Below are 23,818 nucleotides of genomic sequence, written 5' to 3'. Positions count from 1 at the left end.
CTGGACCCATGGGGAGCGGGCCGTGCCCTGAAAACGGGCAAGGCGCTTCCGGGCTGGCAACCGGCCCGGAAGAGAAGGTTTGCATGACCGATCCGGTATTCTTCGAACCGTCGCGCCGGTTTACCGCGGTTGAGATCGCGACGCTGACGGGCGCGGAACTCCGCACGCCCCAGCTGGCTCAGAACGAGGTGTCGAAGCTCGTTTCAGCCGGCGAGGGCGGTCCCGGTGCCCTGATCTTCATCGACGGCAAGCGCAACGCGGCGAAACTCGAGGTCATCGAGGCTTCGGTCGTGCTCTGCACTGAAGACGTTGCCGGTTCCGTGCGCGACGGCAGTGCGATCGTCGTTTCAGCGAGGCCGCAATCCGATTTTGCTGCGATCGGCAGGATCATGTTTCCTGCCGCCGTGCGCCCTGCGCCGTTGACGGGCGAAACCGGCGTGTCGCCGGGTGCTCATGTTCATCCCGATGCGCTCATCGAGCCCGGCGCTATCATCGAGGCTGGCGCTGTCGTGGGACCGCGAGCCGCGATCGGCAGCGGAACCGTGATTGCGCCAACAGCCGTAATCGGATCGTCCTGCCAGATCGGGCGTGACAGTTTTGTGGGACCGGGGGCTTCGGTTCAGAACGCGCTGATCGGCAATCGTGTGATCATCCATGCCGGGGTACGGATTGGACAGGATGGCTTCGGCTTTGCCGCGGGCCGGTCCGGGCCGGAAAAGATCCCGCAGATCGGACGGGTCATCATACAGGATGACGTCGAGATTGGGGCGAATACCACGGTCGACCGCGGCACGCTTTCCGACACAATCATCGGCGAAGGCTCGAAGATCGATAATCTCGTCCAGATCGCCCACAACGTCCGGATCGGTCGGTTCTGCCTGATCGCCGGTCTTTGCGGTTTGTCCGGCTCGGTACAGCTGGGCGATGGGGTAATGCTGGGCGGCAGTGTCGGCCTTGCCGACCACATCAGCATCGGCAGTGGCGCCGCCATCGCGGCGCGCAGCGGCGTGATGAACGACGTTCCGGCCGGCGCGCGCTGGGGTGGTGCACCTGCACAGCCGCTGAAGAGCCTGTTCAGAGAGATCGCGACGATCCGAAAACTCACAAACGACCAGACGGGAAAGGGACCGCGGGATGAATGACACCGCAGCCGCCAACTCGCTCGACAGCCTCGACATACTTGGCCTGATGCGGCTGCTGCCACATCGCTACCCGTTTCTGCTTGTCGATCGGATCGTGGAGATCGACGGAGACAATTCGGCGATCGGCATCAAGAACGTCACGGCGAACGAGCCCCATTTTCAGGGGCACTTTCCCGAGCAACCGGTGATGCCGGGGGTGCTTATCGTAGAAGCAATGGCACAGACGGCCGGCGCTATCTGCATTCGCTCAACCGGCGAGGACAAGCCGTCGCTCGTCTATTTCATGACCATCGACAACGCCAAGTTCCGCCGTCCGGTGGTGCCGGGCGATCGCCTGGAAATCCACGTCAAGAAGCTCAAGCAGCGCGGCAATATCTGGCGTTTCGCCTGCGAGGCAATCGTCGAGGGAACCAAGGTTGCCGAGGCGGAAATATCGGCGATGATGTCGCCCAAGCCGGCAAACTGAGCCGCCCAGGATCATGACCAGCGAAACATTCATCCACCAGACCGCCTTCGTGGAGCCAGGAGCGCAACTGGGCGCCGGTGTCCATGTCGGACCCTTCTGCCATGTGGGCGCGGAGGTCGTGCTCGGTGACAATGTACACCTTGCCGGCCATGTCTCGGTAACGGGCGCCACCACCGTCGGTGCGGGCACCCGCGCGCAGGCATTCGCCGCGCTGGGTGGGCCGCCGCAGGATTCCAAGCACAAGGGCGGCCGCACGACGCTGACCATCGGCGAGAACTGCGACATACGCGAATCCGTGACGATGAATGTCGGCACCGATAGCGGCCGCGGTGCCACGACCGTCGGCGCGAACGGCTTCTTCCTTGCGTACTCGCATGTGGCCCATGATTGCATCGTCGGCGACAACGTCACACTGACACACGGCGCGACGCTCGGCGGCCATTGCGAGATCGGCGACTACGTCATCATCGGTGGCCTGACCGCAGTCCATCAGTTCGTCCGGGTGGGGCGCCGTGCGTTCCTTGGCGGCTGCTCTGCCGTCGTCGGGGACGTCATCCCCTACGGCATGGCTGTTGGCAACCGCGCGAAGCTGCGCGGCTTCAATGTCGTGGGCCTGAAGCGCTCGGGCATGGCGCGCAGCGACCTTGCAAACCTGCGCGCGGCCTATCGCATCCTGTTCTCGCCGGAAAAGCCCCTGCTCGAAAGTGCCGAGGACGTGCGGGCGCTGTTTGCCGGCTCGCCGGCGGTCATTGAGATCGTCGACTTCATCACGCAGCGCGGCAAGCGCCACTTCGCCGTACCGCCGCTCGATGGCGACGATGCCGCGGATGATGACCAGGGCTGACCAACCGAAAGCGCAGGCAAGCCGTGACGGCCGCATCGCCGTCATCGCCGGCGGCGGAGCACTGCCGGTCGCGGTCGTCAGAACGCTTGTCGATCGCGGAGAAAAGCCTTTCGTTATCCTGATTGCCGGGGAAGTCGACGACAAGCGGGCCTTTAATGCGGCAGATCCGGCCGTGCTCGCAGTTGAGGATTTCGGCCAGGCGTTGCCGCTTCTCAAGAAGCACGGTGTGAGACGACTGGTCATGTCGGGCAACGTCGTCCGGCGCCCGAATTTGCGCCGGGTACGGTGGAACCTGTCCACCCTGGCGCTGTTGCCGCGCGTGGCCGCCGGCCTCTTGCGCGGAGACGACGGGCTCCTGCGCACGATCATCGAGATTGCGGAGGCCAACGACATCACGGTGGTGGGCCCACACGAAATCGTACCGGACCTGCTGGCACCGGAAGGTACATTGACGCGCATGACGCCAACGTCGCACGACCGCCGCGACCTGGAAGCGGCGTCCGAAGCCGCCCTTGCCATCGGACGACTCGACATCGGCCAGGCGGCGATTGCGATAGGCGGGCGTGCCATCGCTCTCGAAGGCATAGAGGGCACGGACGGACTGCTTGAACGCACGGCGCAGATGCGCGGCCATGGAAGGCTGGCTGGCAAGAAGCGGGGTGTTCTCGTCAAACACTGCAAACCTCTTCAGGAGCGCCGCGCAGACCTGCCCGCCATAGGCCCACAGACAGTGGAGGGCGCCCACAAGGCGGGTTTGGCGGGCATTGCCGTCGATGCCGGGCGCTCTTTCATCCTCGATTTTGACAGGACGATTGCCCGCGCCGATGAGCTCGGCCTGTTCGTCGTCGGAATGCCCGCGAAACCGGAGGACGATCAATGACCCCGGCCAGGCCCTTGCGAATAGCAGTCGTTGCCGGTGAGGAATCCGGCGATCTGCTTGGCGCGGACCTTGTGAGGGCATTGGCAGCGCGTACCGGACATGAGGTGGAACTGGTCGGCGTCGGCGGCAGGCATCTACAGGCGCTCGGCCTGGACCCCTTGTTCGACGGCTCCGAGATTGCATTGATGGGCGTGAGCGCTGTTGTCGCGAGCTTGCCTCGCCTTATGCGCCGCCTCAACGATACAGCACAGGCTGTGGTGCGCGCTGCGCCCGATTGCCTCGTGACCATCGACAGCCCCGATTTCTCCTTGCGCGTCGCGAAGAAGGTGAGAGCGGCGGACCCGTCGATCCCGATCATCCATTATGTGTGCCCCAGCGTCTGGGCCTGGCGACCCGGACGGGCTCCGGCCATGCGGCCTTATGTCGACGAGGTGTTGTGCCTGCTGCCGTTCGAGCCGAAGGCGTTGGCCGATCTCGACGGGCCGCACGGCACCTATGTCGGTCATCGGCTGGTGCGCCACCCAGGCATTGTCGCCGCAGCCGAGGGACAGGCGGCGCAGGTACGCGCAACGGATCAACCGAAAAAGCTGCTGATCCTGCCCGGCTCGCGTCGTAGCGAGGTCAAGCGGCTGCTTGAGCCCTTCGGCGAGGCCGTGCGAATCCTTGCCGCGCGCGGCAATTTGTTCGATGTGGCGATCCCGACAGTGCCTCATGTCGCGCCTCTGGTGGAAGCGGGCACGGCAGACTGGCCGGTGCGTCCGCGCGTCGTCCATGGGGACGAGGAGAAGTGGCAGGCGTTTGCCGAGGCCGATGCCGCAATTGCCGCATCTGGTACCGTGACGCTGGAGCTGGCGCTGTGTGGCGTGCCATTCGTGTCGTGCTATCGCACCGACCCCGTCATCGGTTCGGTGATGGCCCGCATGATCACGGCATGGTCGGCTTCGCTGCCAAACCTGATTGCGGACTGGCCAGTCGTGCCGGAATATTACGACGGCCAGCTCCGGCCGGGGCGGCTCGCACGCTATACTGAGCAGCTCACCGCAGATACGCCAGCCCGCGCTGTCCAGATGGCCGGCTTCGCCGACATCCGAAAAGCCATGGAAACGGACAGGCCATCAGGCGAACTTGCAGCCGAAGCGCTGCTGGCGGTTCTCGAGAAGAAGCCAGGCTGAACGAAAAAGGGCGCCGACGGCGCCCTCTTCTTTTTGTCTCGAAAGTATCGATCAGCGCTTGGCGATCGGCACGTAGTCGCGCTCGCCATGGCCGGTGTAGAGCTGGCGAGGACGGCCGATCTTCTGGTGCGGATCCTCGATCATCTCCTTCCACTGGGCAATCCAGCCGACCGTACGGGCGACTGCGAAAAGCACGGTGAACATGGTGGTCGGGAAGCCGAGCGCCTTGAGCGTGATGCCGGAATAGAAGTCGATGTTGGGGTAGAGCTTCTTCTCGATGAAATACTCGTCCGTCAGCGCGATCTTTTCCAGCTCCATCGCCACGTCGAGAAGCGGGTCGTCCTTGATGCCGAGTTCGCCCAGAACCTCATGCGTGGTCTTCTGCATGATCTTGGCGCGCGGATCGTAGTTCTTGTAGACGCGGTGGCCGAAGCCCATCAGGCGGAACGGGTCGTTCTTGTCCTTGGCGCGGTCGATGAACTCGGGGATGCGGTCGACGGAACCGATCTCCGCCAGCATGTTGAGGGCAGCCTCGTTGGCGCCGCCATGCGCCGGCCCCCACAGACAGGCAATGCCGGCAGCGATGCAGGCAAACGGGTTGGCGCCGGAAGAGCCAGCGAGCCGAACCGTCGAGGTCGACGCATTCTGCTCGTGGTCGGCATGCAGGATGAAGATGCGCTCCATCGCGCGCGCCAGCACCGGATTGACCTTGTAGTCCTCGCAAGGCACGGCGAAGCACATGTGCAGGAAGTTGGCGGCGAAGTTCAGCTCGTTCTTCGGATAGATGAAGGGCTGGCCGACATGGTACTTGTACGCCATCGCGGCGATCGTCGGCATCTTCGCGATCATGCGGATCGAGGCGACCATACGCTGGTGCGGGTCGGAGATGTCGGTGGAGTCGTGATAGAACGCCGACATAGCGCCGACGACGCCGCACATAACCGCCATCGGATGCGCATCGCGGCGGAAGCCGGTGAAGAACCGGGTCATCTGCTCATGCACCATGGTGTGGCGCGTCACGCGGTAGTCGAAATCGTCCTTCTGCGCCTTCGTCGGCAGTTCGCCGTAGAGAAGCAGGTAGCACACTTCCAGGAAGTCGCCGTGCTCGGCGAGCTGGTCGATCGGATAGCCGCGGTGCAGCAGCATGCCGGCATCGCCGTCGATATAGGTGATTTCCGATTCGCAGCTCGCGGTGGACGTGAAACCGGGATCGTAGGTGAACAGCCCCGTGTCCTTGTAGAGCGAGCTGATGTCGATGACCTCTGGTCCGACCGAGCCTTTTCGTACCTTGAATTCGCTGGCTTTGCCGTTCAATTCAAGCTTTGCAGTCGAACTGGTCATCCCTATCACCTCTCAATGTACGTTAGCCCGCCCTCGACGCCGATCAGCTATGACGCATAACAACCGCGCTCCGATTGCGCGCTCTTGCTATCCGATTTGCGGGAGCGTGCCAAGCTATCCCAAGGTCACATTGTTGCAACGCAAAAAACGCGACTTCGCCACAATCGTTCAGACGCTTTGATCGCGCAGCCGGCCGAGGCTTTCTTCCCGGCCAAGCACGGCAAGCACGTCGAAAACGCCGGGCGATGTGGCCCTGCCGGTCAGCGCCGCGCGCAGCGGCTGCGCAACCTTTCCAAGCTTGAGGCCCGCCTTTTCCGCATAGGCGCGCACGACGGCTTCCGTTGTTTCTGCGGACCATTCGCCAAGCGCCTCAAAATCCGGCAGCAGCGCGGCGATCACCGCGCGTGCGTCGCCGTCGAGAATCTGCGCTGCCTTCTCATCGAGCGATAAGGGGCGCTGGACGAACAGATATTGCGCGCTGTCAGCCAGTTCGACGAGCGTCTTCGCGCGCTCCTTCAAGCCGGGCAGGGCGGCAAACAGCATCGCCCGCTGCGCGGCGTCCGGCTCGCGCGGAATGGCGCCGGGCTCCTCGATATAGGGCAATGTCGCGATGAACTGCTCCAGAAGATCGGCGTCGTCGCTCTGGCGCATATGCACGCCATTGAGGGCTTCCAGCTTCTGATAATCGAAGCGCGCGGCCCCCTTGTTGACGTCCTCGATCTCGAACCACTCGATCATCTGCGCAGTGGACATGACCTCGTCGTCGCCATGGCTCCAGCCGAGGCGCGCGAGATAGTTGCGCAGCGCTTCCGGAAGATAGCCCATCGCGCGATAAGCCTCGACACCCAGTGCGCCGTGGCGCTTGGAAAGCTTCGCGCCGTCCGGCCCGTGGATCAGCGGGATATGCGCCATCACCGGCACATCCCAGCCCATCGCGTTGTAGATGACCGTCTGGCGCGCCGCGTTGGTCAGGTGATCGTCGCCCCGAATGATATGGGTCACGCCCATGTCGTGATCGTCTACGACGACGGCGTGCATATAGGTCGGGTTCCCGTCGGACCGCAGGATGATGAAATCGTCGAGATCCTTGTTGGGGAACTTGACGTCGCCCTGCACTCGGTCGCGCACGATCGTCTCGCCGTCCGTAGGCGCCTTGATGCGGATGGCGGGCTTCACGCCTGCCGGGGCCTCCGAGGGATCGCGGTCGCGCCAGCGTCCGTCATAGCGCGGCGGACGGCCCTCGGCGCGCGCCTTCTCGCGCATCTCCTCAAGCTCCGCCTGCGTGGCGTAGCACCGATAGGCCTTGCCGTTGCGCACGAGCTCTTCGGCCACCTCGCGATGACGCTGCGCGCGTTCGAACTGGGAGACGGGTTCCCCGTCCCAACCCAGACCGAGCCAAGAGAGGCCGTCGAGGATCGCTGCCGTTGCCGCATCGGTCGACCGCTCGCGGTCGGTATCCTCGATACGCAGCAGCATCTTGCCGCCGGTGTGTTTGGCGAACAGCCAGTTGAAAAGCGCGGTGCGCGCGCCGCCGATATGCAGGTAGCCGGTGGGTGACGGCGCAAAACGGGTGACGACCTTGTCGGACATTTCTTCTTCCCCGGAAACGGATGAGGGCGCGCAGCGGCTGCGCCTGTGGTGTTTTGATGGGGCTCATGTAGCATAGAGGCTTCGGCGTGCAAGCGATTACCGGGTGGGGAACGCCGCATGGACGGGGAGACGGCGACGCGACAGGACGAGCGCCTTCAGTTCGGCGCGCGTGTCGTCGCGCCTGAAAATGCTGCCCCCGAAGTCCATCTTCCGCAAACCCTGCGAGCGCCGTCGCTACCCGTACCGACAAGCAGTCTCACTCCGCTCGCCAGGCTCGGTCCTGTGCTGCGCAGCAGCTTGGACAGCGAGCTTGAGCATGGCACCGCGTTCGTCTTCGTGCCGGTCTTCATCGCGCTGGGCGCGCTTTTCTACTTCTCGGCACCGACCGAGCCAGGACTTGGCGGCCTGCTTCTGACCACTGGTCTGCTCGTGGCCCTGTCACTCGCGCTCGCAAACCGGCCTGGACTACGGATGGCGTCTCTCGCGGTGTTGATCACGCTCACAGGCGTTCTTGCCGCGAAATTCGAGACATGGCGGGCCAGCACGCAGATGCTCGGCTCCGAGATTTCAACGCGCCTGACCGGCCGCGTCGTCCGCATCGAGCAGCAGGCATCGGGCCGCATCCGCCTGACGCTCGATGTCATCGCGACCGAGCGGCCGGCGCTTCGGTATGCGCCGGATCGCGTTCGTGCAACCGCCCGCGAAGTGCCGGAAACATTGCGGCCTGGAGATGCCGTGCAAGGTCTCGTCCGGCTGATGCCTGCTTCCGGGCCAGTCCGCCCGCAGAGCTATGACTTTGCCTTCAACAGCTACTTTGACGGTATCGGCGCGGTCGGCTTTTTCCTCAGAAATCCGGAGCTCGTGGAAACGGCAGACAAACCCGGGTTGATGACTGCCGCCGCCGCATGGGTGGAGGGCTGGCGTACACGCATGGCGCAGGACATCGCGGCCAGCATCGGCGGCCCTGAGGGCGCTATCGCGGCCGCCCTGATTACCGGTATCCGCGCAGGCATACCGGAACAGATGAACGAGGCGCTCCGCGTAGTCGGGCTCTATCACGTCATCTCCATCTCCGGCCTGCATATGGCCTTGGTGGCCGGGACTGTGATGTTCGGCTTGCGCACCGCCTTTGCGCTTGCACCGGGCTTTTCCTCGCGACAGCCGGCGAAGAAATATGCCGCCTTCGGCGCGCTCGCCGCGACGGCGGCCTACCTCGTCATTTCGGGCGCAGGCATTGCAGCGCAGCGCAGCTTCACCATGCTTGCGGTGATGCTGCTTGCCGTCATGGTCGACCGCGCGGCGCTCACGATGCGCAACCTTGCCATATCGGCCGTCATCATCCTGCTGATCGCCCCGCATGAGGTGATGGGGCCGAGCTTCCACATGTCGTTTGCTGCAACCGCCGCGCTCGTGGCGGCCTACGCGGCCTGGGCCTCGTACCGCGAAAGGCGGACGCCGCGCCGACAGGCGTCAAAGTACGGTCCCGTGCGGCTGGCCTTCACAACGGGCATGAAATACGTCTCGGGACTGTCGCTGACGTCAGTCGTTGCCGGTCTCGCGACGGCGCTTTTCACAGCATGGCATTTCCAGCAGGTCTCGCCGCTCGGCCTCGTCGCCAACCTTGCGGCCATGCCATTCGTTTCCGCCATCGTCATGCCGGCAGCGGTTTTCGCATGCCTGTTGATGCCCTTCGGCCTGGAAGGGCCGGCGTTGTACGCGATGGGGATGGGCATATCCGCGATGAATTCGATAGCCCTGTGGCTCGCGGAGCGATCGGCATTCGATGCCACCGGGGCGATCCCGCTTTCGGCGGTGCTTGTACTGACAGCGGCATTGGCGATCATGACCATGGCCGGCAGCGCACTACGCTGGGCAGCACTTCCGATGCTCGTCGCCGGCGCGTTGCTGATCGCGACACGCCAGCTGCCTCACGTCTACGTCTCCGAGGACGCGCGGCTTGTTGCGGTCGATCTCGGTGACGGCAGACTCGCCGTAAACCGCCAACGACCAAGCACCTTCACCTTCCAGAACTGGCAGCGGGCTGCGAATGCGGGCGATGTTGCACGGCCTGTGGAAGGTGACGCCGGGCCGCCTCGGCCACCCCGGCCGATGATCAGGGTGCGTTGCCATTCCAGTGCCGGGAAGGGCTTTGCGTAGCGCGCCATGGCGGCGGCGGCATAGTCGTTCACGCCGACGGCGAACGAACGGCTTCGACTGCGTGTTCTTATGCGAGCCTCATCGTCATCGACGACGCAACGGCGAACAGTCCCTGTCGCGGCAGCAGCGTCACCGTCATCACCAAGCGCGATTTGGCCCGCCGCGGGAGCGCCGAGATCGTTTTCGAGAAAGACATCGCCGGCGAAACACGCGGAACCGAAGCAAGCAGTGGCACAGACGCCGGTGTCAGGAATCGCACTTCCGCGAGACCGGCTTTTTACCCAAACATTCGTTTCGCGATCCGCGAACCCTATCGGCCCTGGCACGCGCACCGGCAGTATTCGCGTGAGGCGAGGGGACTTCCACCCTGGCAGAAATCGCAAGGTGAGTAACAGCCAGCCGGCTGCCGCGATGCCTTTGCAGCGAAAGCACTGATCGGTGCGTCCTTCGAGGCTCGCGGAGCCTGTCCTCGGGCTCGCCGAAGGCAAGACCCGGGGGCTCGCACCCCCAGCATGAGGGAGGGTCTGCATCGCTCGGGAATCCTGCTGCCCGACGGGCTATTCCTTGACGTGCATCGAGCCCAATAGGTTGGATTCGATCAATCCACCCCTCATGCTCATGCTCATCCTCAGTCGAGCATGACCTTGTCTAATGGCCGATCAATAACGCCGGATGAGCCCGACGAGCCTACCTTGTACCTTCACGCGATCAGGGCCGAAGATGCGGGTTTCGTAGGCGGGGTTGGCAGCCTCCAGCGCGATCGAGGCGCCCTTGCGGCGGAACCGCTTGAGGGTTGCTTCCTCATCGTCGACGAGAGCCACCACGATGTCGCCGGGATTGGCGGTCTGGCCGTCGCGGATGATGACGGTGTCGCCGTCGAAGATGCCCGCCTCGATCATCGAGTCACCCTTGACCTCGAGCGCGTAGTGCTCGCCGCCCGAAAGCATTTCCGGCGGAACGCTGATCGAGTGCGTCTTGTGCTGGATCGCCTCGATCGGCACGCCGGCGGCAATCCGGCCCATCACCGGAATGGCAACGGCCGCACCGGCATCATCGTCATTGCTGGCAGACTGGATGCGCGAGGGTTCCGGCGCCCGGCCAAGGCTGCCTTGAATGACGCTGGGCGAGAACTTTTTGGCCGCATTGAGCCCCGGCGCGATCGAGTCTGGCAGCCGCAGCACTTCCAGCGCACGTGCCCTGTTGGGCAGGCGTCGAATGAAGCCGCGCTCCTCGAGCGCAGTAATCAGGCGGTGGATACCGGACTTGGAAGCGAGGTCGAGCGCCTCCTTCATCTCGTCGAAGGAAGGGGGAATGCCAGTTTCTTTCAGCCTTTCATGGATGAAGAGAAGCAGTTCGTGTTGCTTGCGCGTCAGCATTCTGTTGCCCCTTTTGGGAATCAGTCCATAAACAAAACCAGAACAAACACTATCTGTTCCAGTTGTGTTCCGCAACGGCTTAAATTATCGTGAATGCGTAGGAGGCTCCGAGACAGTGGCGCGGGAAAAAATGACTGTAGAGCTCGAGCGGCTGGTTTGAAGCCAGGCTGGGCGCGATCTACATCTGCGCCGCTCCGACAAGGAGCTTGCTGCTGCAATCGAGCGGTTGAAGGACATCCAGTCCAGAACCGACCGGATGGGTCACATTGCGGCGACCGGCCACGATCTTCGTCTCGTTGAACGCGACTAGAAAGCCGCTCGCTCAGCGCAGCATCAGCACGCGGCAGACATCTCCAGCCTCCGAAGCGGCCACGTTCGGTTCGCGGATGATGAGCGCGTTGGCGTGCGCCAGTGTCGTCAGCATCGAGGAATCCTGCACGGCGAACGGCCTTGCAACGAGGCGCCCGTCCTCATGCGTCGCTGCCGCGCGGACATAATCCTGCCGGTGATCATTGGCCTTCATGGCTTCGCCAAGGACGGCTTCCCTCATGTCGGCAACATGTGGGCGGCCGCCAAGGTTCGCGAGCAGCGGTTTCAGGAACAGATGCGCGCAGACAAGGCTTGAAACCGGATTTCCCGGCAAGCCAAGAACGCGGGTTTCTCCCAGCCTGCCGAACATCAGCGGCTTGCCGGGGCGCATGGCGATCTTCCAGAAGTCGAGCGCCATGCCTTCGCCAGTAAGCACCTCGCGGACGAGGTCGTGGTCGCCGACTGAGGCGCCCCCGAGCGTCACGATGACATCAGCACCGGCCGAGAGTGCGTCACGGACGCGCGCGGCAAGCATACCGCGATCGTCAGGTGCGATGCCCAGGTCGAGCACCCGAGCACGTGCGTCGCGCGCCAGCGCCGCGACCCCGTAGCCGTTCGATGCGATGATCTGGTCGGGCCCGGGTTCCGAACCGGGCGGCAGCAGCTCGCTGCCCGTCGCCAGGATCGCCACCAGCGGTGCGCGCACTACAGACAGGAGCGGGTGGTTGCCGGCTGCTGCGAGCGACAGCGCTGCCGCGTCGAGCACCCGGCCTTTGGCCAAAAGGACGTCGCCGGCCCGGAAATCGAGCCCGGCAGCCCTTACGTGACGGCCAGGGGTGACCGCTTCTCTGGCGCGGACGGTTCGCCCGTCTTCGTCCGGCTCGGCATCTTCCTGAAGCAGAACCGCATCCGCGCCTTCGGGGACAGGCGCGCCTGTGAAGATGCGTACGGCCTGGCCGGCGCCGACCGCGCCATCGAAGCGCTTGCCGGCTATCGATTGACCGATAACCTTCAAAGCAGTGGACGGGTCGGTGGTGTCCGCCGCGCGCACGGCATAACCATCCATCGCCGAAGCGGGGAAGGGAGGCTGCGTCCGCCGTGCCTCGACTGCAGCGGCCAGAACACGCCCCGCGGCCTCACCAATCGTGATATCTTCGTGAGGCAGGGCCGTCACATCGTCGAGCAGCCGGCGCAGCGCTTCGTCAACCGGCAGCAGGCCAGCCATGTCAGACGTCCTGCAGCCGGTAATCGCCGGACTTGCCGCCGGACTTTTCCACCACACGGATGTCGGAAATTATCATGGCACGGTCGGCTGCCTTGGCCATGTCGTAGATCGTCAGGCAGGCGACGGAAGCCGCCGTCAGCGCTTCCATTTCAACGCCGGTCTTGCCGGTAACGCGGGCGAGCGCCGTGACGCGCAGACCGGGCAGGTTCTCGTCGGGCTCGATCTCGACCGAAACCTTGGTGAGCAGGAGCGGGTGGCAGAGCGGAATCAGCTCGTGCGTCCGCTTGGCTGCCATGATGCCGGCAATGCGGGCCGTGCCGAGCACGTCCCCCTTCTTGGCATCGCCGGCGAGGATCGTGGCCAGCGTCGCGGGCTGCATCTTCACCGCGCCTTGCGCGATCGCAGTGCGCTGCGTCTCTTGCTTGCCGCCGACATCGACCATGTTGGCCTCGCCGGATGCACCGAGATGCGTAAGGCGGCTCACGGCGTCAGCCTGCGAGCCGTTGCGAGCTGAGCCCGAGCAGGGACCGCGTCGCGCCGGCAACATCGACCTGCCGCATCAGGCTTTCGCCGACGAGGAAGGTGGAGATGCCGGAGCGAGCCAGGCGCGCGCAGTCGGCATTGGTGAAGATGCCGCTCTCGCCGACGATGAGCTTGTCTTCGGGGATGCGCGCCGCCAGCCGCTCCGAGGTTTCGAGGCTTACCTCGAAGGTGCGCAGGTTGCGGTTGTTGATGCCAACCAGCGGCGAGGACAGGTGCCTGAGCGCGCGATCCAGTTCCGCCTCGTCATGCACCTCGACGAGCACGTCCATGCCGATTGCATGGGCCTCATCCTCGAGTGCTTTCGCTTCATCGTCGGACAGGCTCGCCATGATGACGAGGATCGCGTCGGCACCCCAGCTCCGCGCCTCGTGAACCTGATAGGTCTCGAACATGAAATCCTTGCGCAGCGCGGGCAGGGCGGTTGCGGCGCGCGCCTCGGTCAGGAATTCGGGCGCGCCCTGGAACGATGGCCGATCCGTCAGCACCGACAGACAGGCGGCACCTCCTTGCTCGTAGGCGTGCGCAAGCGCGGGCGGATCGAAGTCGGCACGGATGAGCCCCTTCGAGGGGCTCGCCTTCTTGATCTCGGCGATCAGCGCGAACTGCCCGGCTTTGTGCTTGGCCTCAAGCGCCTTGCGAAAGCCGCGCGGCGGGGTCTGGTCGGCCGCCCGCGCCTTGACCTCGGCAAGGGGAAGCGCGGCCTCGGCAGCAGCGATCTCCTCGCGCTTGTAGGCCTCGATCTTGCGCAGAATATCGGTCATGCCGCACCTGCCCGGTTGGAAACGTGCACCAGCAGCTCCAGCGCGGAGGCCGCCGACCCGTTATCGATTGAGCGGGTGGCAAGCTCCATGCCCTCGTCTAGCGTCCGGGCCTTGCCGGCCACGACAAGCGCGCCTGCCGCATTCAGGAGGGAGATGTCGCGATAAGCACCCTTGTCGCCGGCAAGCACGCCGCGAAGCGCCCTGGCGTTGTGAGCCGCATCGGCGCCCTTCAGGTCCTCGGGCTTGACGCGTGCCAGGCCGACCTCCTCGGGCTGGATCTCGAACGTACGGATCTTGCCGTTCTCCAGCGCCGCAACCATCGTCGTGCCTGCCGTCGTCATTTCGTCCAGCCCGTCGCCATGCACCACCCAGACAGCTTCCGAACCCTGTGCCTTGAGCACTTCGGCGATTGGCTCCACCCATTGCGGGGCAAACACACCGACGAGCTGGCGCTTGACGCCGGCAGGATTCGACAGAGGGCCGAGCAGGTTGAAGATCGTACGGGTGCCGAGTTCCACGCGCGAGGCGCCGACATGACGCATGGCCGAATGGTGGACCGGTGCGAACATGAAGCCGAGCCCGGCTTCCTCGATGCAGGCCGCGATGGTTTCGGCCCCGATCTCGATATTGACCCCAAGAGCGGCAAGCGCATCCGCCGCCCCCGACTTCGACGAGAGTGCGCGGTTGCCATGCTTGGCCACCGGCACCCCGGCGCCGGCAACGATGAAGGCGGCGCAGGTGGAGACGTTATAGGTGCCCGACGCATCGCCACCCGTGCCGACGATGTCGATGGCGTTGGCCGGCGCGCGGACGGGAAGCATCTTGGCCCGCATGGTGGCCACGGCGCCGGAAATCTCGTCCACCGTTTCACCGCGCGTACGAAGCGCCATCAGGAACCCGCCGATCTGGCTCGGCGTCGCTTCACCGGACATCATGATGCTGAACGCCTCGCGCGCCTCTTCGAAGGACAGCGGCGTGCCGTTCGCGACCTTGGCTATGTGAGACTTGAAGTCGTTCATCACGCCGCTCAGAAGCTCAGCGCCTGCTGCACGGCGCCGCGGTCGATCGTCACCGGATACTCGGTCTGAAGCCGTGCAACGAGCTGGTCCAGCAGGTCGTCGGAGATCGCAGATGCGAAACGATCGCGGGCTTCGGCGGGCAGGGCGTCGGGACCGGCACCGGCCGGCACCAGCACATCCGTCACGCGAAACACGACCTGGGCGTCACCATCCTGCGCCGGCGCAAGGCCAGTTTCGCCCCGCGCTACGGAGAAGACGGCGGCCACGCCTGCATCGCCGAGCTCGGCGTCGTTGGCGTCACGCTTCAGACCACGCCGGACCTGGACCTCGAGCTCCAGTTCCTCCGCGATCTCGGTCAGGGCCTTGCCGTCGGCAACCTGCTTCTCGATTTCCTCGGCGCGGGTGGCAAGCCTCGTTGCGACCTCGTTCTCCTTCCAGTCGGTAACGACCTGATCGCGAACTTCGTCAAGCGATCGGTCGCGGGCCTCCGTGACGTCGTCGACCTCGTAGAACAGATAACCCGACGATCCGGTGTTCAGCGGCGAATTCTCGACGCCGACTTCACTGTCGAATGCCTCCTGGAGCAGGGCGTTCGATTCGGGCAGGTCGGTCAGGATCGTGCCTTCGGGATTGCGGCCGCTGCGGTCGACCGCCTCGACCGTAACGACCTCGAGCCGGTTGCGGGCGGCGGCTTCCGCCATGGTTTCGCCACCGGCGCGCGCATCTTCATAGCCTTCGTAGACGTCGTCCAGAATGCGGGTTGCTTCGCCCAGCGCGATGTCGCTGCGAATCTGCTGTTCGACTTCGGCGAGCGGCTGCACCTTTGCCGGCTGGACTTCCGGAACTCTAACGAGCAGCGATCCGAATGCGCCGTCGACCACGTCGCTGACTTCGCCTTCGGCCAGCGCAAAAGCGGCCTCGGCGATTGCCGGGTCGGCCACGTCGGCCTTCGCGAAGGTGCCAAGCACGACGTCGCCCATCGTCTTGCCTTGCTCGGTCACGACCTCCTCAAACGTCGAGCCGCCACGAATCTTGTCCAGCGCAGCCTGCGCGGCTTCCGCATCGGCAAAGACGAGCTGTTCGATCTTGCGCTGCTCCGGCGACGTGAAGCGGGTGGCGTTGTCCTCGTAATAACGCTCGACCTCCTCCGCCTGGATAGCGGCCGGGTCGGCAATATCGGCAGGTTCCAGCTTGACGTAGGAGATGCGCCGGTATTCCGGCGCGGCGTAATTGGCCTTGTTCTCTTCGAAATACGCTTCGAGCACATCCTGCGCAGGCTCTTCGATGGGTTCGACCAGGGACCGCGACAGGACGATGTAGTCGACCGTGCGGTCTTCGCCCTGATAGAGCGACACGGCGCGCAGGAAAGCATCCGGCGCCGTCATGCCGTCCGACACCGCTTCGATGATCTGCTGACGCACCGCAGCCTGCTCGCGGTTCTTCAGGTAGTCTTCCGGCCGCATGCCGATCTGGCGCAGCACGAAATCGAACTGGTTGCGGTCGAACCGACCATCAGCCCCCTGGAAGGCGGGATCCTCGGCCGTCATCGCGGCCAGCCGGTCGCGCGAAAGCCCGAGCCGCATCTCGCGCGCCTGTTCGTCCAGCACGGCGCCGGCTGCAAGCTGCGAAAGCACGCGGTTGTCGACGCCGAACTGCTGCGCCTGTTCACGCGTCACCGGCACGCCGAATTGCTGCGACAGCAGCGAGAGCTGCCGATCGTAGGCGAGACGGTATTCGAGGATGGACACGCGTGTATCGCCGGCGGTCAGCACGTTGGAGCCGAGTCCACCGAAAATCTGTCCGGAAATGCCCCATACCGCGAAACTGAGCACCAGCATCACGAGAAGCAGCTTGGCGATCCAGGATCTGGCGGCGTTTCTGAGGGAATTGAGCATGTCTTCTTCCGGTTACCTGATGTGAGCCTCGGCAATACCGTCCTTCCCGGCCGGTGTCGATTGCTTTGTGCCCGGTTTTTGGTAGGAGAACCTAGCCTCGAGACCGAAGGAAGGGAACACGCGCGATGACACCAGGTATCCGCCCGCTGGTTGCCGGCAACTGGAAAATGAATGGCACGAGCGCATCGCTCAACGAGCTGGTCTCGATCGGCAACGGTTTCATGAAGGGGCTGGAAGCGGAAACCGACGCGCTCGTCTGCGTTCCCGCTACCCTGCTGTGGCGGGCGTCGGAAATTCTGCACCGCACGCCGGTAAAGTCTGGCGGACAGGATTGCCACGCAAAGGAGACGGGCGCGCATACCGGCGACATTTCGGCCGAAATGCTCAAGGACGCGGGCGCGTCGGCCGTCATCGTCGGCCACTCCGAGCGGCGCACCGACCATGGCGAAACCGACGCGGATGTGCGCGCGAAAGCGGAAGCGGCGTGGCGTGCGGGGATCGTCGCGATCATCTGCATCGGCGAGACGCAGGCCGAACGTGAAGCCGGACAGACCCTCGACGTACTGTCGCGCCAGATCGCCGGCTCCGTGCCGCATGGAGCGACCCACGCGACCGCCGTCATCGCCTACGAGCCGGTCTGGGCCATCGGAACGGGACTGACGCCTTCTGTGGACGACGTCGCGCAGGCGCATGCTCATATCAGGGCCGAACTGGCGAAGGTCGTCGGCGACGAGGCGGGCCGCATGCGCATTCTCTATGGCGGATCGGTCAAGCCCTCCAACGCCGGCGAGTTGCTGGCTGTGGCCAATGTCGACGGGGCACTGGTAGGCGGCGCCAGCCTCAAGGCTTCCGATTTCCTGGGCATCGCCGAGGCCTACCGGTCTTTCTAGCCCGCGCAATTTTGCCGATGCCGTCTTTTTTGCAGCGCCATTCCTTCCCATATGGGTTGGAATGCGCGGCAAAGGCGTGTAATGAGCCGCGTCCGCTGCGGCACAACTACAGTGCTGCGCGATAGAACAATCCGGATTGAATCATGCAGACAGTGCTCATCGTCATTCACCTGATGGTTGTCCTCGCCCTTGTCGGCGTGGTCCTCCTGCAGCGGTCCGAAGGTGGCGGGCTAGGCATCGGTGGCGGCTCCGGCTTCATGACGGCGCGCGGCGCGGCCAATACGCTGACCCGCGCGACGGCGATGTTGGCGACCGCGTTTTTCGCGACCTCGCTGGCCCTGTCGCTGCTGGCGCGCTACGGCGACCAGCCGACCGACATCTTCGACCGCATGCCTACGACCGAGCAAAGCGCGCCGTCGGGCGAGGGCGGCGTTCTCGACCAGCTTGGCGGCGAGGACACACCTCCAGCACAAGCCCCGGAACCCGCGCAGCCGCAGGTTCCAAGCGGGCAGTAAGCATCGCCACATAGGCGAAAAGAAAGGGCCGGCGGGTGCCGGCCCTTTTGTTTGGGCGAAGAAAAACCAATGCCCAGGCAAATTTTGACTGGTGGAATCACTCCTATCGGGTTAAGCGACGACTCCCATGGCGCGATACGTTTTCATCACCGGCGGCGTGGTTTCCTCACTCGGTAAAGGCATTGCCGCAGCAGCTCTCGGAGCCCTGCTTCAGGCGCGTGGCTACCGTGTGCGGATCCGCAAGCTAGATCCCTACCTCAACGTCGATCCGGGCACGATGTCGCCCTATCAGCACGGCGAGGTCTTCGTCACAGACGACGGCGCCGAGACCGATCTGGATCTCGGCCATTACGAGCGCTTCACCGGACGGTCCGCCAACCAGCAGGACAACATCACCACCGGGCGCATCTACAAGAACATCATCGAGCGCGAGCGGCGCGGCGACTATCTCGGCGCGACCGTGCAGGTGATCCCCCACGTCACCGACGAGATCAAGAATTTCGTCCTCGACGGCAACGACGACTACGACTTCGTCCTGTGCGAGATCGGCGGCACGGTCGGCGACATCGAGGCGATGCCGTTTCTCGAGGCGATCCGCCAGCTCGGCAACGATCTGCCGCGTGGGCAGGCGGTCTATATCCACCTGACGCTGATGCCGTGGATTCCGGCCGCTGGCGAACTCAAGACCAAGCCGACGCAGCATTCGGTGAAGGAACTGCGTTCCATCGGCATCGCGCCGGACATTCTGCTGGTGCGCGCCGACCGCGCAATCCCGAAGGAAGAGCGCCGTAAGCTGTCGCTGTTCTGCAACGTGCGCGAATCGGCTGTCATCCAGGCGCTCGACGTGGCGCATATCTATGACGTGCCGATGGCCTATCATCGCGAAGGGCTCGACAGCGAAGTGCTGGCCGCCTTCGGCATCGACCCGGCCCCCAAGCCGCGCATGGCGCCATGGGAAGGCGTGGCAGAGCGCATCCACAACCCGGAAGGCGAGGTCACGATCGCCATCGTCGGCAAATATACCGGTCTCAAGGACGCGTATAAATCGCTGATCGAGGCGCTCTCGCATGGCGGCATGGCCAACCGGGTGCGCGTGAAGCTCGACTGGATCGAGGCCGAGATCTTCGAGAAGGAAGACCCCGCACCATTCCTCGAGAAGGTACACGGCATCCTCGTGCCTGGCGGTTTCGGCGAGCGCGGGGCGGAAGGCAAGATTCTCGCGGCGAAGTTCGCCCGCGAACGCAAGGTTCCCTATTTCGGCATCTGCTTCGGCATGCAGATGGCCTGCATTGAGGCCGCCCGTTCGCTGGCCGGCATCGAAAAGGCCTCGTCGACCGAGTTCGGGGCGACGCCAGAGCCGGTCGTGGGCCTGATGACGGAATGGCTCAAGGGCAACATGCTCGAAAAGCGCGCGGCAAGCGGCGACCTTGGCGGCACCATGCGGCTGGGGGCCTACGCCGCGAAGCTGGGCGAGGGCACGAAGATCGCCGACATCTACGGCAATACGGATATTTCCGAGCGCCATCGCCACCGCTACGAGGTCAATGTCGACTATAAGGAGCGGCTGGAAGCGTGCGGGCTGGTCTTCGCCGGCATGTCGCCGGACGGCGTGCTGCCGGAAACGGTCGAATACCAGGATCATCCCTGGTTCATCGGCGTGCAGTATCACCCTGAGCTGAAGTCGCGTCCGCTGGAACCTCACCCGCTGTTTGCAAGCTTCATCGGCGCAGCCGTCGAGCAAAGCCGACTGGTCTGATCCGCCGATCTCGCGACCGCTGCGCATCTTGATGCCGGAAACGCGGCAGTAACTCGTTTTTGTTACAAACGATCTGGCGAAGCGCCTGCATGAGGCTATGCTGGATTTGCGGTGGCGCGTCGGACAGATGCCGCGGGGCGAATGGGGCTTGTTTGAGTATGCTTTTAGGCTTCTTTGCAAGCCATGGCCGGTTGATCCTGTCAGCGACCGTGGCGCTTGGCGCGGTGCTGGCGACGCTCTCCACAATGCCCGAAATCCTGCTTTTTAGGGAGCGGCTGGCGCTCAGCATCTTCGAGCTTGAGAGCGATGTGGAACTCCAGCCCGTCGACCTTGCGACCCATGACGGCCTCATGCTGCGCTCCTGGTATCATCCGCCTCGCGCAGGCAAGCCGGTCATCGTCTATTTTCCCGGTCGCGTTGGTGACGTGATCCGCAAACCACGCCACCTCTTCAGCCTCGCGGAGGAAGGCTACGGGCTGATGCTCGCCGGGTATCGCGGATACGGCGGCAATCCCGGACGGCCCAGCGAGCACAACCTTTACAAAGACGCCACTCGACTTCTGGAAAAGGTCGCCGACAACCGGCTGGCCCCGAACGGCATCATTCTTTACGGCTACTCGATGGGAACCGGTATCGCGAGCTACATTGCGGCGCACTCGAAGCCCGTGGGCGTGGTTCTGGAAGCGCCCTTCACATCGTTCCGCGACATCGTCGGCCACAATGCGCGCCAGATGCCCTTGTGGCTCGTCCGCTCGCGGTTCGACACGCGGTCGCGCTACTCGTCCATCGAGGCGCCGATCCTGCTGCTGGCCGGCGAACGCGATACCGTGACGCCAGCCTCCTTCGCGACCCTGCTCGCGGCAGCCAACGAGCACCTGTCGCAACTGCACATCTTTCCCGAAGCATCCCATGACGACATGTTCGACCATGGGGCGTGGGAGGCCGTATCGAGCTTTCTCGGCGGGCTTCAGGAACTGGCCGTCGTGCCCGCCGCGGCAATGGAAGGCTTCGAACCGCTTCTCGATTGACCGTCCAGCTGCTCGGCGAGGGCTCCCAATACGCATGTATCCGGGCGGTGGAGCGGCCGATGAGGCTGTGGTATCGTCACCGCGCGGAAACGGGTATCCGACGACGATGGCCACCCCTCTCGACCTGTTGTTCAAGACACCGGGCAACGCGCCGCTCGATGGCAACGTGCCGACCGGTGTCGTGGAGGAGATGCGCGCCTATTCGGCTTATCTCGACACCGTCGTGCCGCCGAAGCGCGACGTTGACCGCAATATCCTCATCGCCACCTGGAACATCGCGCATTTCCGCTCGCTGACACGCAAATGGTCGGTACCTGCCAGCTCGGACGACAGCCCCAAACGCGACTACCGCAGCCTGTGGGCAATCGCGGAGATCGTTTCGCGTTTCGATGTCGTCGCTGTTCAGGAGGTGGGCGCCGGCTTCGAGGCGTTGCGGACGCTGATGGACGTGCTCGGTCCGAAGTGGAGCTTCCTGATGACCGACCGCAACGAAGGGCAGGCCGGCAACAACGAGCACATGGCTTTCCTCTTCGATTCGTCGCGGGTCTCGCTTTCTGGACTGGCCGGCGAGCTGGTCATCCCCGACGATGCCTCCAAATACGGATTCACCGAAGGCAGCTTCAAAAGGCAGTTCGCCCGTAATCCCTATGCCGTTTCCTTCCGCACCCGCGACACGACCTTCATCCTGGTCACCGCCCATATCGACTACGGCAACGAGAACACGCAGCGCCTGCCGGAACTGCGCGCCATCGCCCGCTGGATGCAGGATTGGGCGGCACGCGAGAACCGCTGGCATCACAACCTGATCGCGCTCGGGGATTTCAATCTCGAGCGCATCGGCAACAAGCTCTACGAGGCCTTCGTCGAGACCGGGCTGGAAGTGCCGTTTGTGCTGCAAAGCCACCCGCGCACGATCTATGCCCGCGCGTCGGAGCCTGAAAAGGACAGCTACCATGACCAGATCGCGTGGTTCTCCAAGGGGAGGGCGAAGCTGATCGACCTGGAACTCGCGGATGGCGGGATCGTGGAGACCTGGGGCCGGCTTCTCGTGGACCTCGGGCTGACCAAGGCGAGTTTCGCGGTACGTATCTCCGATCACTTCCCGCTTTGGGTTGAATTCAGGCCGCCGCAGGATTCCTCAATATCCGCTTGAAAGCGATGGCGCCCTAAGGCACACCGCGACCATGACAGAAAACACCGCACGCGCGCTCGATCACCTCGTATTGCCGACCGCAAATCTCGGCTTGGCCCGCAAGCGGCTCGGAGCACTCGGCTTTATCGTGGCGCCGCAGGGTGTGCATCCTTTCGGCACCACCAACGCATGTGTCTATTTCGCCGACGGCACGTTTCTCGAACCGCTGGCGATCGGCGACCGAGATACCGTGAAATCCGCAGCGGTAACAGGCAACAGCTTCATCCTGCGCGACCGCCTCTTTCGCGAAACATATGGCGACGATGGGTTGTCAGCGGTGGTCTTTTCGACAGCGGATGCCGAGGCCGACCATGCCCTCTTCGCCGAGGCAGGCATGTCGGCTGGTTTGATGGTCGAGTTTTCCCGGCCGTCGCTCGATGCCGCGGGCAGGGCCGACGTGGCGTCTTTCCGCCTTGCCTTTGCCTCGGATGGCTCGCCCGGCGCGTTTCTGTTCACCTGCGAACGCCGCAAGGTTCCGGCAATCGACCGGTCGACACTCGAACGCCACGCCAACGGTGCGACGAGGATTACCCAGATCGATGCGGTTGCGCCCGACGCCGACGCCTTCGCGCGGTTTTTGGCAAAGGCCGCCAATGCCAGTGTAACGGCTGACCGCAAGATTGCCCTCTCAAACGGGATGCTCGACGTTTCCGAAGCCTCGCAGGCCGCCGATCCGCGGTTCACCGCCGTAACCTTCGGCATTCGCGATCTTGCTGCGGCCTCCGCCCTGTTCAACGCAAACGGGATCGACTACGAAACCCGCGAAAACGCCATCCGCGTGCCGGCGACGGCCGGGCAGGGCGTCGATTTCATCTTTGAGGAGACCCGATGACCGCTCCCGACAAGACCGTAAGCGCGGGCGAAGTCCGCTTTTCCAACACCACTCCTCTGGCGCTGATTGCCGGCCCCTGCCAGCTCGAATCACGCCAGCACGCCTTCGACATGGCCGGCGCACTCAAGGAGATGTGTGCCAATCTCGGCATCGGCCTCGTCTACAAGACCTCCTTCGACAAGGCCAACCGCACCTCGCTCTCCGGCAAGCGCGGAAGCGGCCTCGACGCGGCGCTGCCAATCTTCGCTGACCTGCGTCGCGATCTTGCCATGCCGGTGCTGACCGACGTGCATACCGAAGAGCAGTGCGCCGCGGTCGCCGAGGCCGTTGATATTCTGCAGATACCCGCGTTTCTCTCGAGGCAGACCGATCTGCTGATTGCGGCGGCCAGAACCGGCAAAGTCGTCAACGTCAAGAAGGGGCAGTTCCTGGCTCCATGGGACATGAAGAACGTGGTCGCCAAGGTCACGGGTTCGGGCAACACGCAGGTGCTGGTCACCGAGCGCGGCGCGTCATTCGGCTACAATACGCTGGTCTCGGACATGCGCGCGCTGCCGATCATGGCCGAAACCGGCGCTCCGGTGATCTTCGACGCCACCCATTCCGTGCAGCAGCCGGGCGGGCAGGGCGGTTCCAGTGGCGGCGACCGGCGCTTCGTGGAGACGCTGGCCCGTGCGGCGGTCGCGGTCGGTGTCGCGGGCGTTTTCATCGAGACCCACCAGGACCCCGACAACGCTCCGTCGGACGGCCCGAACATGGTGCCGCTGAAAGACATGCCGCGCTTGATCGAAACGCTGATGGAATTCGACCGCGTCTCGAAAGCCAGATAGCGCGTTCCGGAACTTCGCCGCTCTGTCCACATTGAATGGGTACAGGGTGGCGAAC

Annotated in this window: 21 protein-coding genes; 13 read left to right on the top strand and 8 right to left on the bottom strand. The window is 64.2% G+C overall.

Annotation, left to right across the window (positions count from 1 at the left end; all coding sequences use genetic code 11):
• Positions 1–83 precede the first annotated feature (83 nt).
• From lpxD to lpxB, 5 genes are read left to right on the top strand one after another with little or no spacing between them, the layout of a single operon-like run.
• Entirely contained in the window at positions 84–1,142 is a 1,059-nt protein-coding gene (gene lpxD / locus ACVJNE_RS11100; protein WP_444725776.1) for a UDP-3-O-(3-hydroxymyristoyl)glucosamine N-acyltransferase, read from the top strand.
• Positions 1,135–1,608: a 3-hydroxyacyl-ACP dehydratase FabZ gene (fabZ, locus tag ACVJNE_RS11095; RefSeq protein WP_173193543.1), complete on the top strand. Its 474-nt coding sequence runs from the start codon at positions 1,135–1,137 to the stop codon at positions 1,606–1,608. The genes lpxD and fabZ overlap by 8 nt, the downstream gene beginning before the upstream one ends.
• Positions 1,609–1,621: 13 nt before the next feature.
• On the top strand, positions 1,622–2,452 hold the full coding sequence (lpxA, locus tag ACVJNE_RS11090; protein ID WP_499565565.1) for an acyl-ACP--UDP-N-acetylglucosamine O-acyltransferase: 831 nt from the start codon (positions 1,622–1,624) through the stop codon (positions 2,450–2,452).
• The gene (locus ACVJNE_RS11085) at positions 2,436–3,332 is read left to right on the top strand and encodes an LpxI family protein (RefSeq protein WP_499565563.1); all 897 of its coding nucleotides are present in this window, start codon (positions 2,436–2,438) and stop codon (positions 3,330–3,332) included. Before lpxA ends, ACVJNE_RS11085 begins: the two co-directional genes overlap by 17 nt.
• Positions 3,329–4,504, top strand: a complete 1,176-nt coding sequence (gene lpxB / locus ACVJNE_RS11080) for a lipid-A-disaccharide synthase (protein WP_499565561.1) — start codon at positions 3,329–3,331, stop codon at positions 4,502–4,504. The genes ACVJNE_RS11085 and lpxB overlap by 4 nt, the downstream gene beginning before the upstream one ends.
• Before the next feature lie 51 nt (positions 4,505–4,555).
• Here the strand turns inward: lpxB and gltA are convergent, their stop codons facing one another.
• Both gltA and gltX read right to left on the bottom strand, forming a co-directional pair.
• The gene (gene gltA, locus ACVJNE_RS11075; RefSeq protein WP_173191447.1) at positions 4,556–5,845 is read right to left on the bottom strand and encodes a citrate synthase; all 1,290 of its coding nucleotides are present in this window, start codon (positions 5,843–5,845) and stop codon (positions 4,556–4,558) included.
• 168 nt (positions 5,846–6,013) lie between these two features.
• Positions 6,014–7,435, bottom strand: a complete 1,422-nt coding sequence (gltX, locus tag ACVJNE_RS11070; RefSeq protein ID WP_499565559.1) for a glutamate--tRNA ligase — start codon at positions 7,433–7,435, stop codon at positions 6,014–6,016.
• A gap of 117 nt (positions 7,436–7,552) precedes the next feature.
• Here gltX and ACVJNE_RS11065 point away from each other — a divergent pair, with 117 nt between their 5' ends.
• Positions 7,553–9,592, top strand: a complete 2,040-nt coding sequence (locus ACVJNE_RS11065; RefSeq protein ID WP_499565558.1) for a ComEC/Rec2 family competence protein — start codon at positions 7,553–7,555, stop codon at positions 9,590–9,592.
• A 659-nt stretch (positions 9,593–10,251) separates the two neighbouring features.
• Here ACVJNE_RS11065 and lexA read toward each other — a convergent pair.
• The 6 genes from lexA to ACVJNE_RS11035 all read right to left on the bottom strand — a co-directional run bounded on the left by lexA (position 10,252) and on the right by ACVJNE_RS11035 (position 16,720).
• Positions 10,252–10,968 (bottom strand): transcriptional repressor LexA, encoded by a 717-nt coding sequence (gene lexA, locus ACVJNE_RS11060; RefSeq protein ID WP_499565556.1) that lies wholly within the window; start codon positions 10,966–10,968, stop codon positions 10,252–10,254.
• Positions 10,969–11,290: 322 nt separating this feature from the next.
• Complete coding sequence (locus ACVJNE_RS11055) at positions 11,291–12,502, bottom strand: molybdopterin molybdotransferase MoeA (protein WP_499565554.1); 1,212 nt, start codon at positions 12,500–12,502, stop codon at positions 11,291–11,293.
• Between the two features lies 1 nt (position 12,503).
• Positions 12,504–12,986 (bottom strand): cyclic pyranopterin monophosphate synthase MoaC, encoded by a 483-nt coding sequence (gene moaC / locus ACVJNE_RS11050; RefSeq protein WP_312860619.1) that lies wholly within the window; start codon positions 12,984–12,986, stop codon positions 12,504–12,506.
• 4 nt (positions 12,987–12,990) lie between these two features.
• Positions 12,991–13,806 carry an indole-3-glycerol phosphate synthase TrpC gene (trpC, locus tag ACVJNE_RS11045; protein WP_499565552.1) on the bottom strand — a complete coding sequence of 272 codons (816 nt, stop codon included), beginning with the start codon at positions 13,804–13,806 and terminating at the stop codon, positions 12,991–12,993.
• Positions 13,803–14,825 (bottom strand): anthranilate phosphoribosyltransferase, encoded by a 1,023-nt coding sequence (trpD, locus tag ACVJNE_RS11040; protein WP_499565550.1) that lies wholly within the window; start codon positions 14,823–14,825, stop codon positions 13,803–13,805. The genes trpC and trpD overlap by 4 nt, the downstream gene beginning before the upstream one ends.
• An 8-nt stretch (positions 14,826–14,833) precedes the next feature.
• The gene (locus ACVJNE_RS11035; RefSeq protein ID WP_499565548.1) at positions 14,834–16,720 is read right to left on the bottom strand and encodes a peptidylprolyl isomerase; all 1,887 of its coding nucleotides are present in this window, start codon (positions 16,718–16,720) and stop codon (positions 14,834–14,836) included.
• Positions 16,721–16,845: 125 nt separating this feature from the next.
• Between ACVJNE_RS11035 and tpiA the strand changes: the two genes are divergently transcribed.
• From tpiA to kdsA, 7 genes are all read left to right on the top strand, one after another.
• The gene (gene tpiA, locus ACVJNE_RS11030; protein WP_499565546.1) at positions 16,846–17,610 is read left to right on the top strand and encodes a triose-phosphate isomerase; all 765 of its coding nucleotides are present in this window, start codon (positions 16,846–16,848) and stop codon (positions 17,608–17,610) included.
• Between the two features lie 143 nt (positions 17,611–17,753).
• Positions 17,754–18,125, top strand: coding sequence for a preprotein translocase subunit SecG (gene secG / locus ACVJNE_RS11025; protein ID WP_173191463.1), 372 nt, complete (start codon positions 17,754–17,756; stop codon positions 18,123–18,125).
• Between the two features lie 127 nt (positions 18,126–18,252).
• Complete coding sequence (gene pyrG, locus ACVJNE_RS11020; protein WP_499565544.1) at positions 18,253–19,881, top strand: CTP synthase; 1,629 nt, start codon at positions 18,253–18,255, stop codon at positions 19,879–19,881.
• Between the two features lie 158 nt (positions 19,882–20,039).
• Positions 20,040–20,909 (top strand): alpha/beta hydrolase, encoded by an 870-nt coding sequence (locus tag ACVJNE_RS11015; RefSeq protein ID WP_499565944.1) that lies wholly within the window; start codon positions 20,040–20,042, stop codon positions 20,907–20,909.
• Between the two features lie 106 nt (positions 20,910–21,015).
• On the top strand, positions 21,016–22,062 hold the full coding sequence (locus ACVJNE_RS11010) for an endonuclease/exonuclease/phosphatase family protein (protein WP_499565542.1): 1,047 nt from the start codon (positions 21,016–21,018) through the stop codon (positions 22,060–22,062).
• Positions 22,063–22,093: 31 nt separating this feature from the next.
• The gene (locus ACVJNE_RS11005) at positions 22,094–22,933 is read left to right on the top strand and encodes a VOC family protein (RefSeq protein WP_499565540.1); all 840 of its coding nucleotides are present in this window, start codon (positions 22,094–22,096) and stop codon (positions 22,931–22,933) included.
• On the top strand, positions 22,930–23,763 hold the full coding sequence (kdsA, locus tag ACVJNE_RS11000; protein WP_499565538.1) for a 3-deoxy-8-phosphooctulonate synthase: 834 nt from the start codon (positions 22,930–22,932) through the stop codon (positions 23,761–23,763). The genes ACVJNE_RS11005 and kdsA overlap by 4 nt, the downstream gene beginning before the upstream one ends.
• The last annotated feature ends 55 nt before the right edge of the window (positions 23,764–23,818 follow it).

Source organism: Mesorhizobium sp. DxT (assembly GCF_058448885.1).
The sequence above is the reverse complement of the archived record's forward strand: the minus strand, read 5'-3'. Positions and strand labels throughout refer to the sequence as shown.

Coding starts and splice junctions, on each gene's coding strand:
- ACVJNE_RS11005 (WP_499565540.1), top strand. CDS start 22,094: ATGACAGAAAACACCGCACGCGCGCTCGATCACCTCGTATTGCCGACC.
- lpxB (WP_499565561.1), top strand. CDS start 3,329: ATGACCCCGGCCAGGCCCTTGCGAATAGCAGTCGTTGCCGGTGAGGAA.
- gltA (WP_173191447.1), bottom strand. CDS start 5,845: ATGACCAGTTCGACTGCAAAGCTTGAATTGAACGGCAAAGCCAGCGAA.
- pyrG (WP_499565544.1), top strand. CDS start 18,253: ATGGCGCGATACGTTTTCATCACCGGCGGCGTGGTTTCCTCACTCGGT.
- secG (WP_173191463.1), top strand. CDS start 17,754: ATGCAGACAGTGCTCATCGTCATTCACCTGATGGTTGTCCTCGCCCTT.
- ACVJNE_RS11065 (WP_499565558.1), top strand. CDS start 7,553: ATGGACGGGGAGACGGCGACGCGACAGGACGAGCGCCTTCAGTTCGGC.
- ACVJNE_RS11085 (WP_499565563.1), top strand. CDS start 2,436: ATGATGACCAGGGCTGACCAACCGAAAGCGCAGGCAAGCCGTGACGGC.
- trpD (WP_499565550.1), bottom strand. CDS start 14,825: ATGAACGACTTCAAGTCTCACATAGCCAAGGTCGCGAACGGCACGCCG.
- trpC (WP_499565552.1), bottom strand. CDS start 13,806: ATGACCGATATTCTGCGCAAGATCGAGGCCTACAAGCGCGAGGAGATC.
- gltX (WP_499565559.1), bottom strand. CDS start 7,435: ATGTCCGACAAGGTCGTCACCCGTTTTGCGCCGTCACCCACCGGCTAC.
- lpxA (WP_499565565.1), top strand. CDS start 1,622: ATGACCAGCGAAACATTCATCCACCAGACCGCCTTCGTGGAGCCAGGA.
- kdsA (WP_499565538.1), top strand. CDS start 22,930: ATGACCGCTCCCGACAAGACCGTAAGCGCGGGCGAAGTCCGCTTTTCC.
- lpxD (WP_444725776.1), top strand. CDS start 84: ATGACCGATCCGGTATTCTTCGAACCGTCGCGCCGGTTTACCGCGGTT.
- ACVJNE_RS11015 (WP_499565944.1), top strand. CDS start 20,040: ATGCTTTTAGGCTTCTTTGCAAGCCATGGCCGGTTGATCCTGTCAGCG.
- ACVJNE_RS11035 (WP_499565548.1), bottom strand. CDS start 16,720: ATGCTCAATTCCCTCAGAAACGCCGCCAGATCCTGGATCGCCAAGCTG.
- ACVJNE_RS11055 (WP_499565554.1), bottom strand. CDS start 12,502: ATGGCTGGCCTGCTGCCGGTTGACGAAGCGCTGCGCCGGCTGCTCGAC.
- ACVJNE_RS11010 (WP_499565542.1), top strand. CDS start 21,016: ATGGCCACCCCTCTCGACCTGTTGTTCAAGACACCGGGCAACGCGCCG.
- lexA (WP_499565556.1), bottom strand. CDS start 10,968: ATGCTGACGCGCAAGCAACACGAACTGCTTCTCTTCATCCATGAAAGG.
- tpiA (WP_499565546.1), top strand. CDS start 16,846: ATGACACCAGGTATCCGCCCGCTGGTTGCCGGCAACTGGAAAATGAAT.
- fabZ (WP_173193543.1), top strand. CDS start 1,135: ATGAATGACACCGCAGCCGCCAACTCGCTCGACAGCCTCGACATACTT.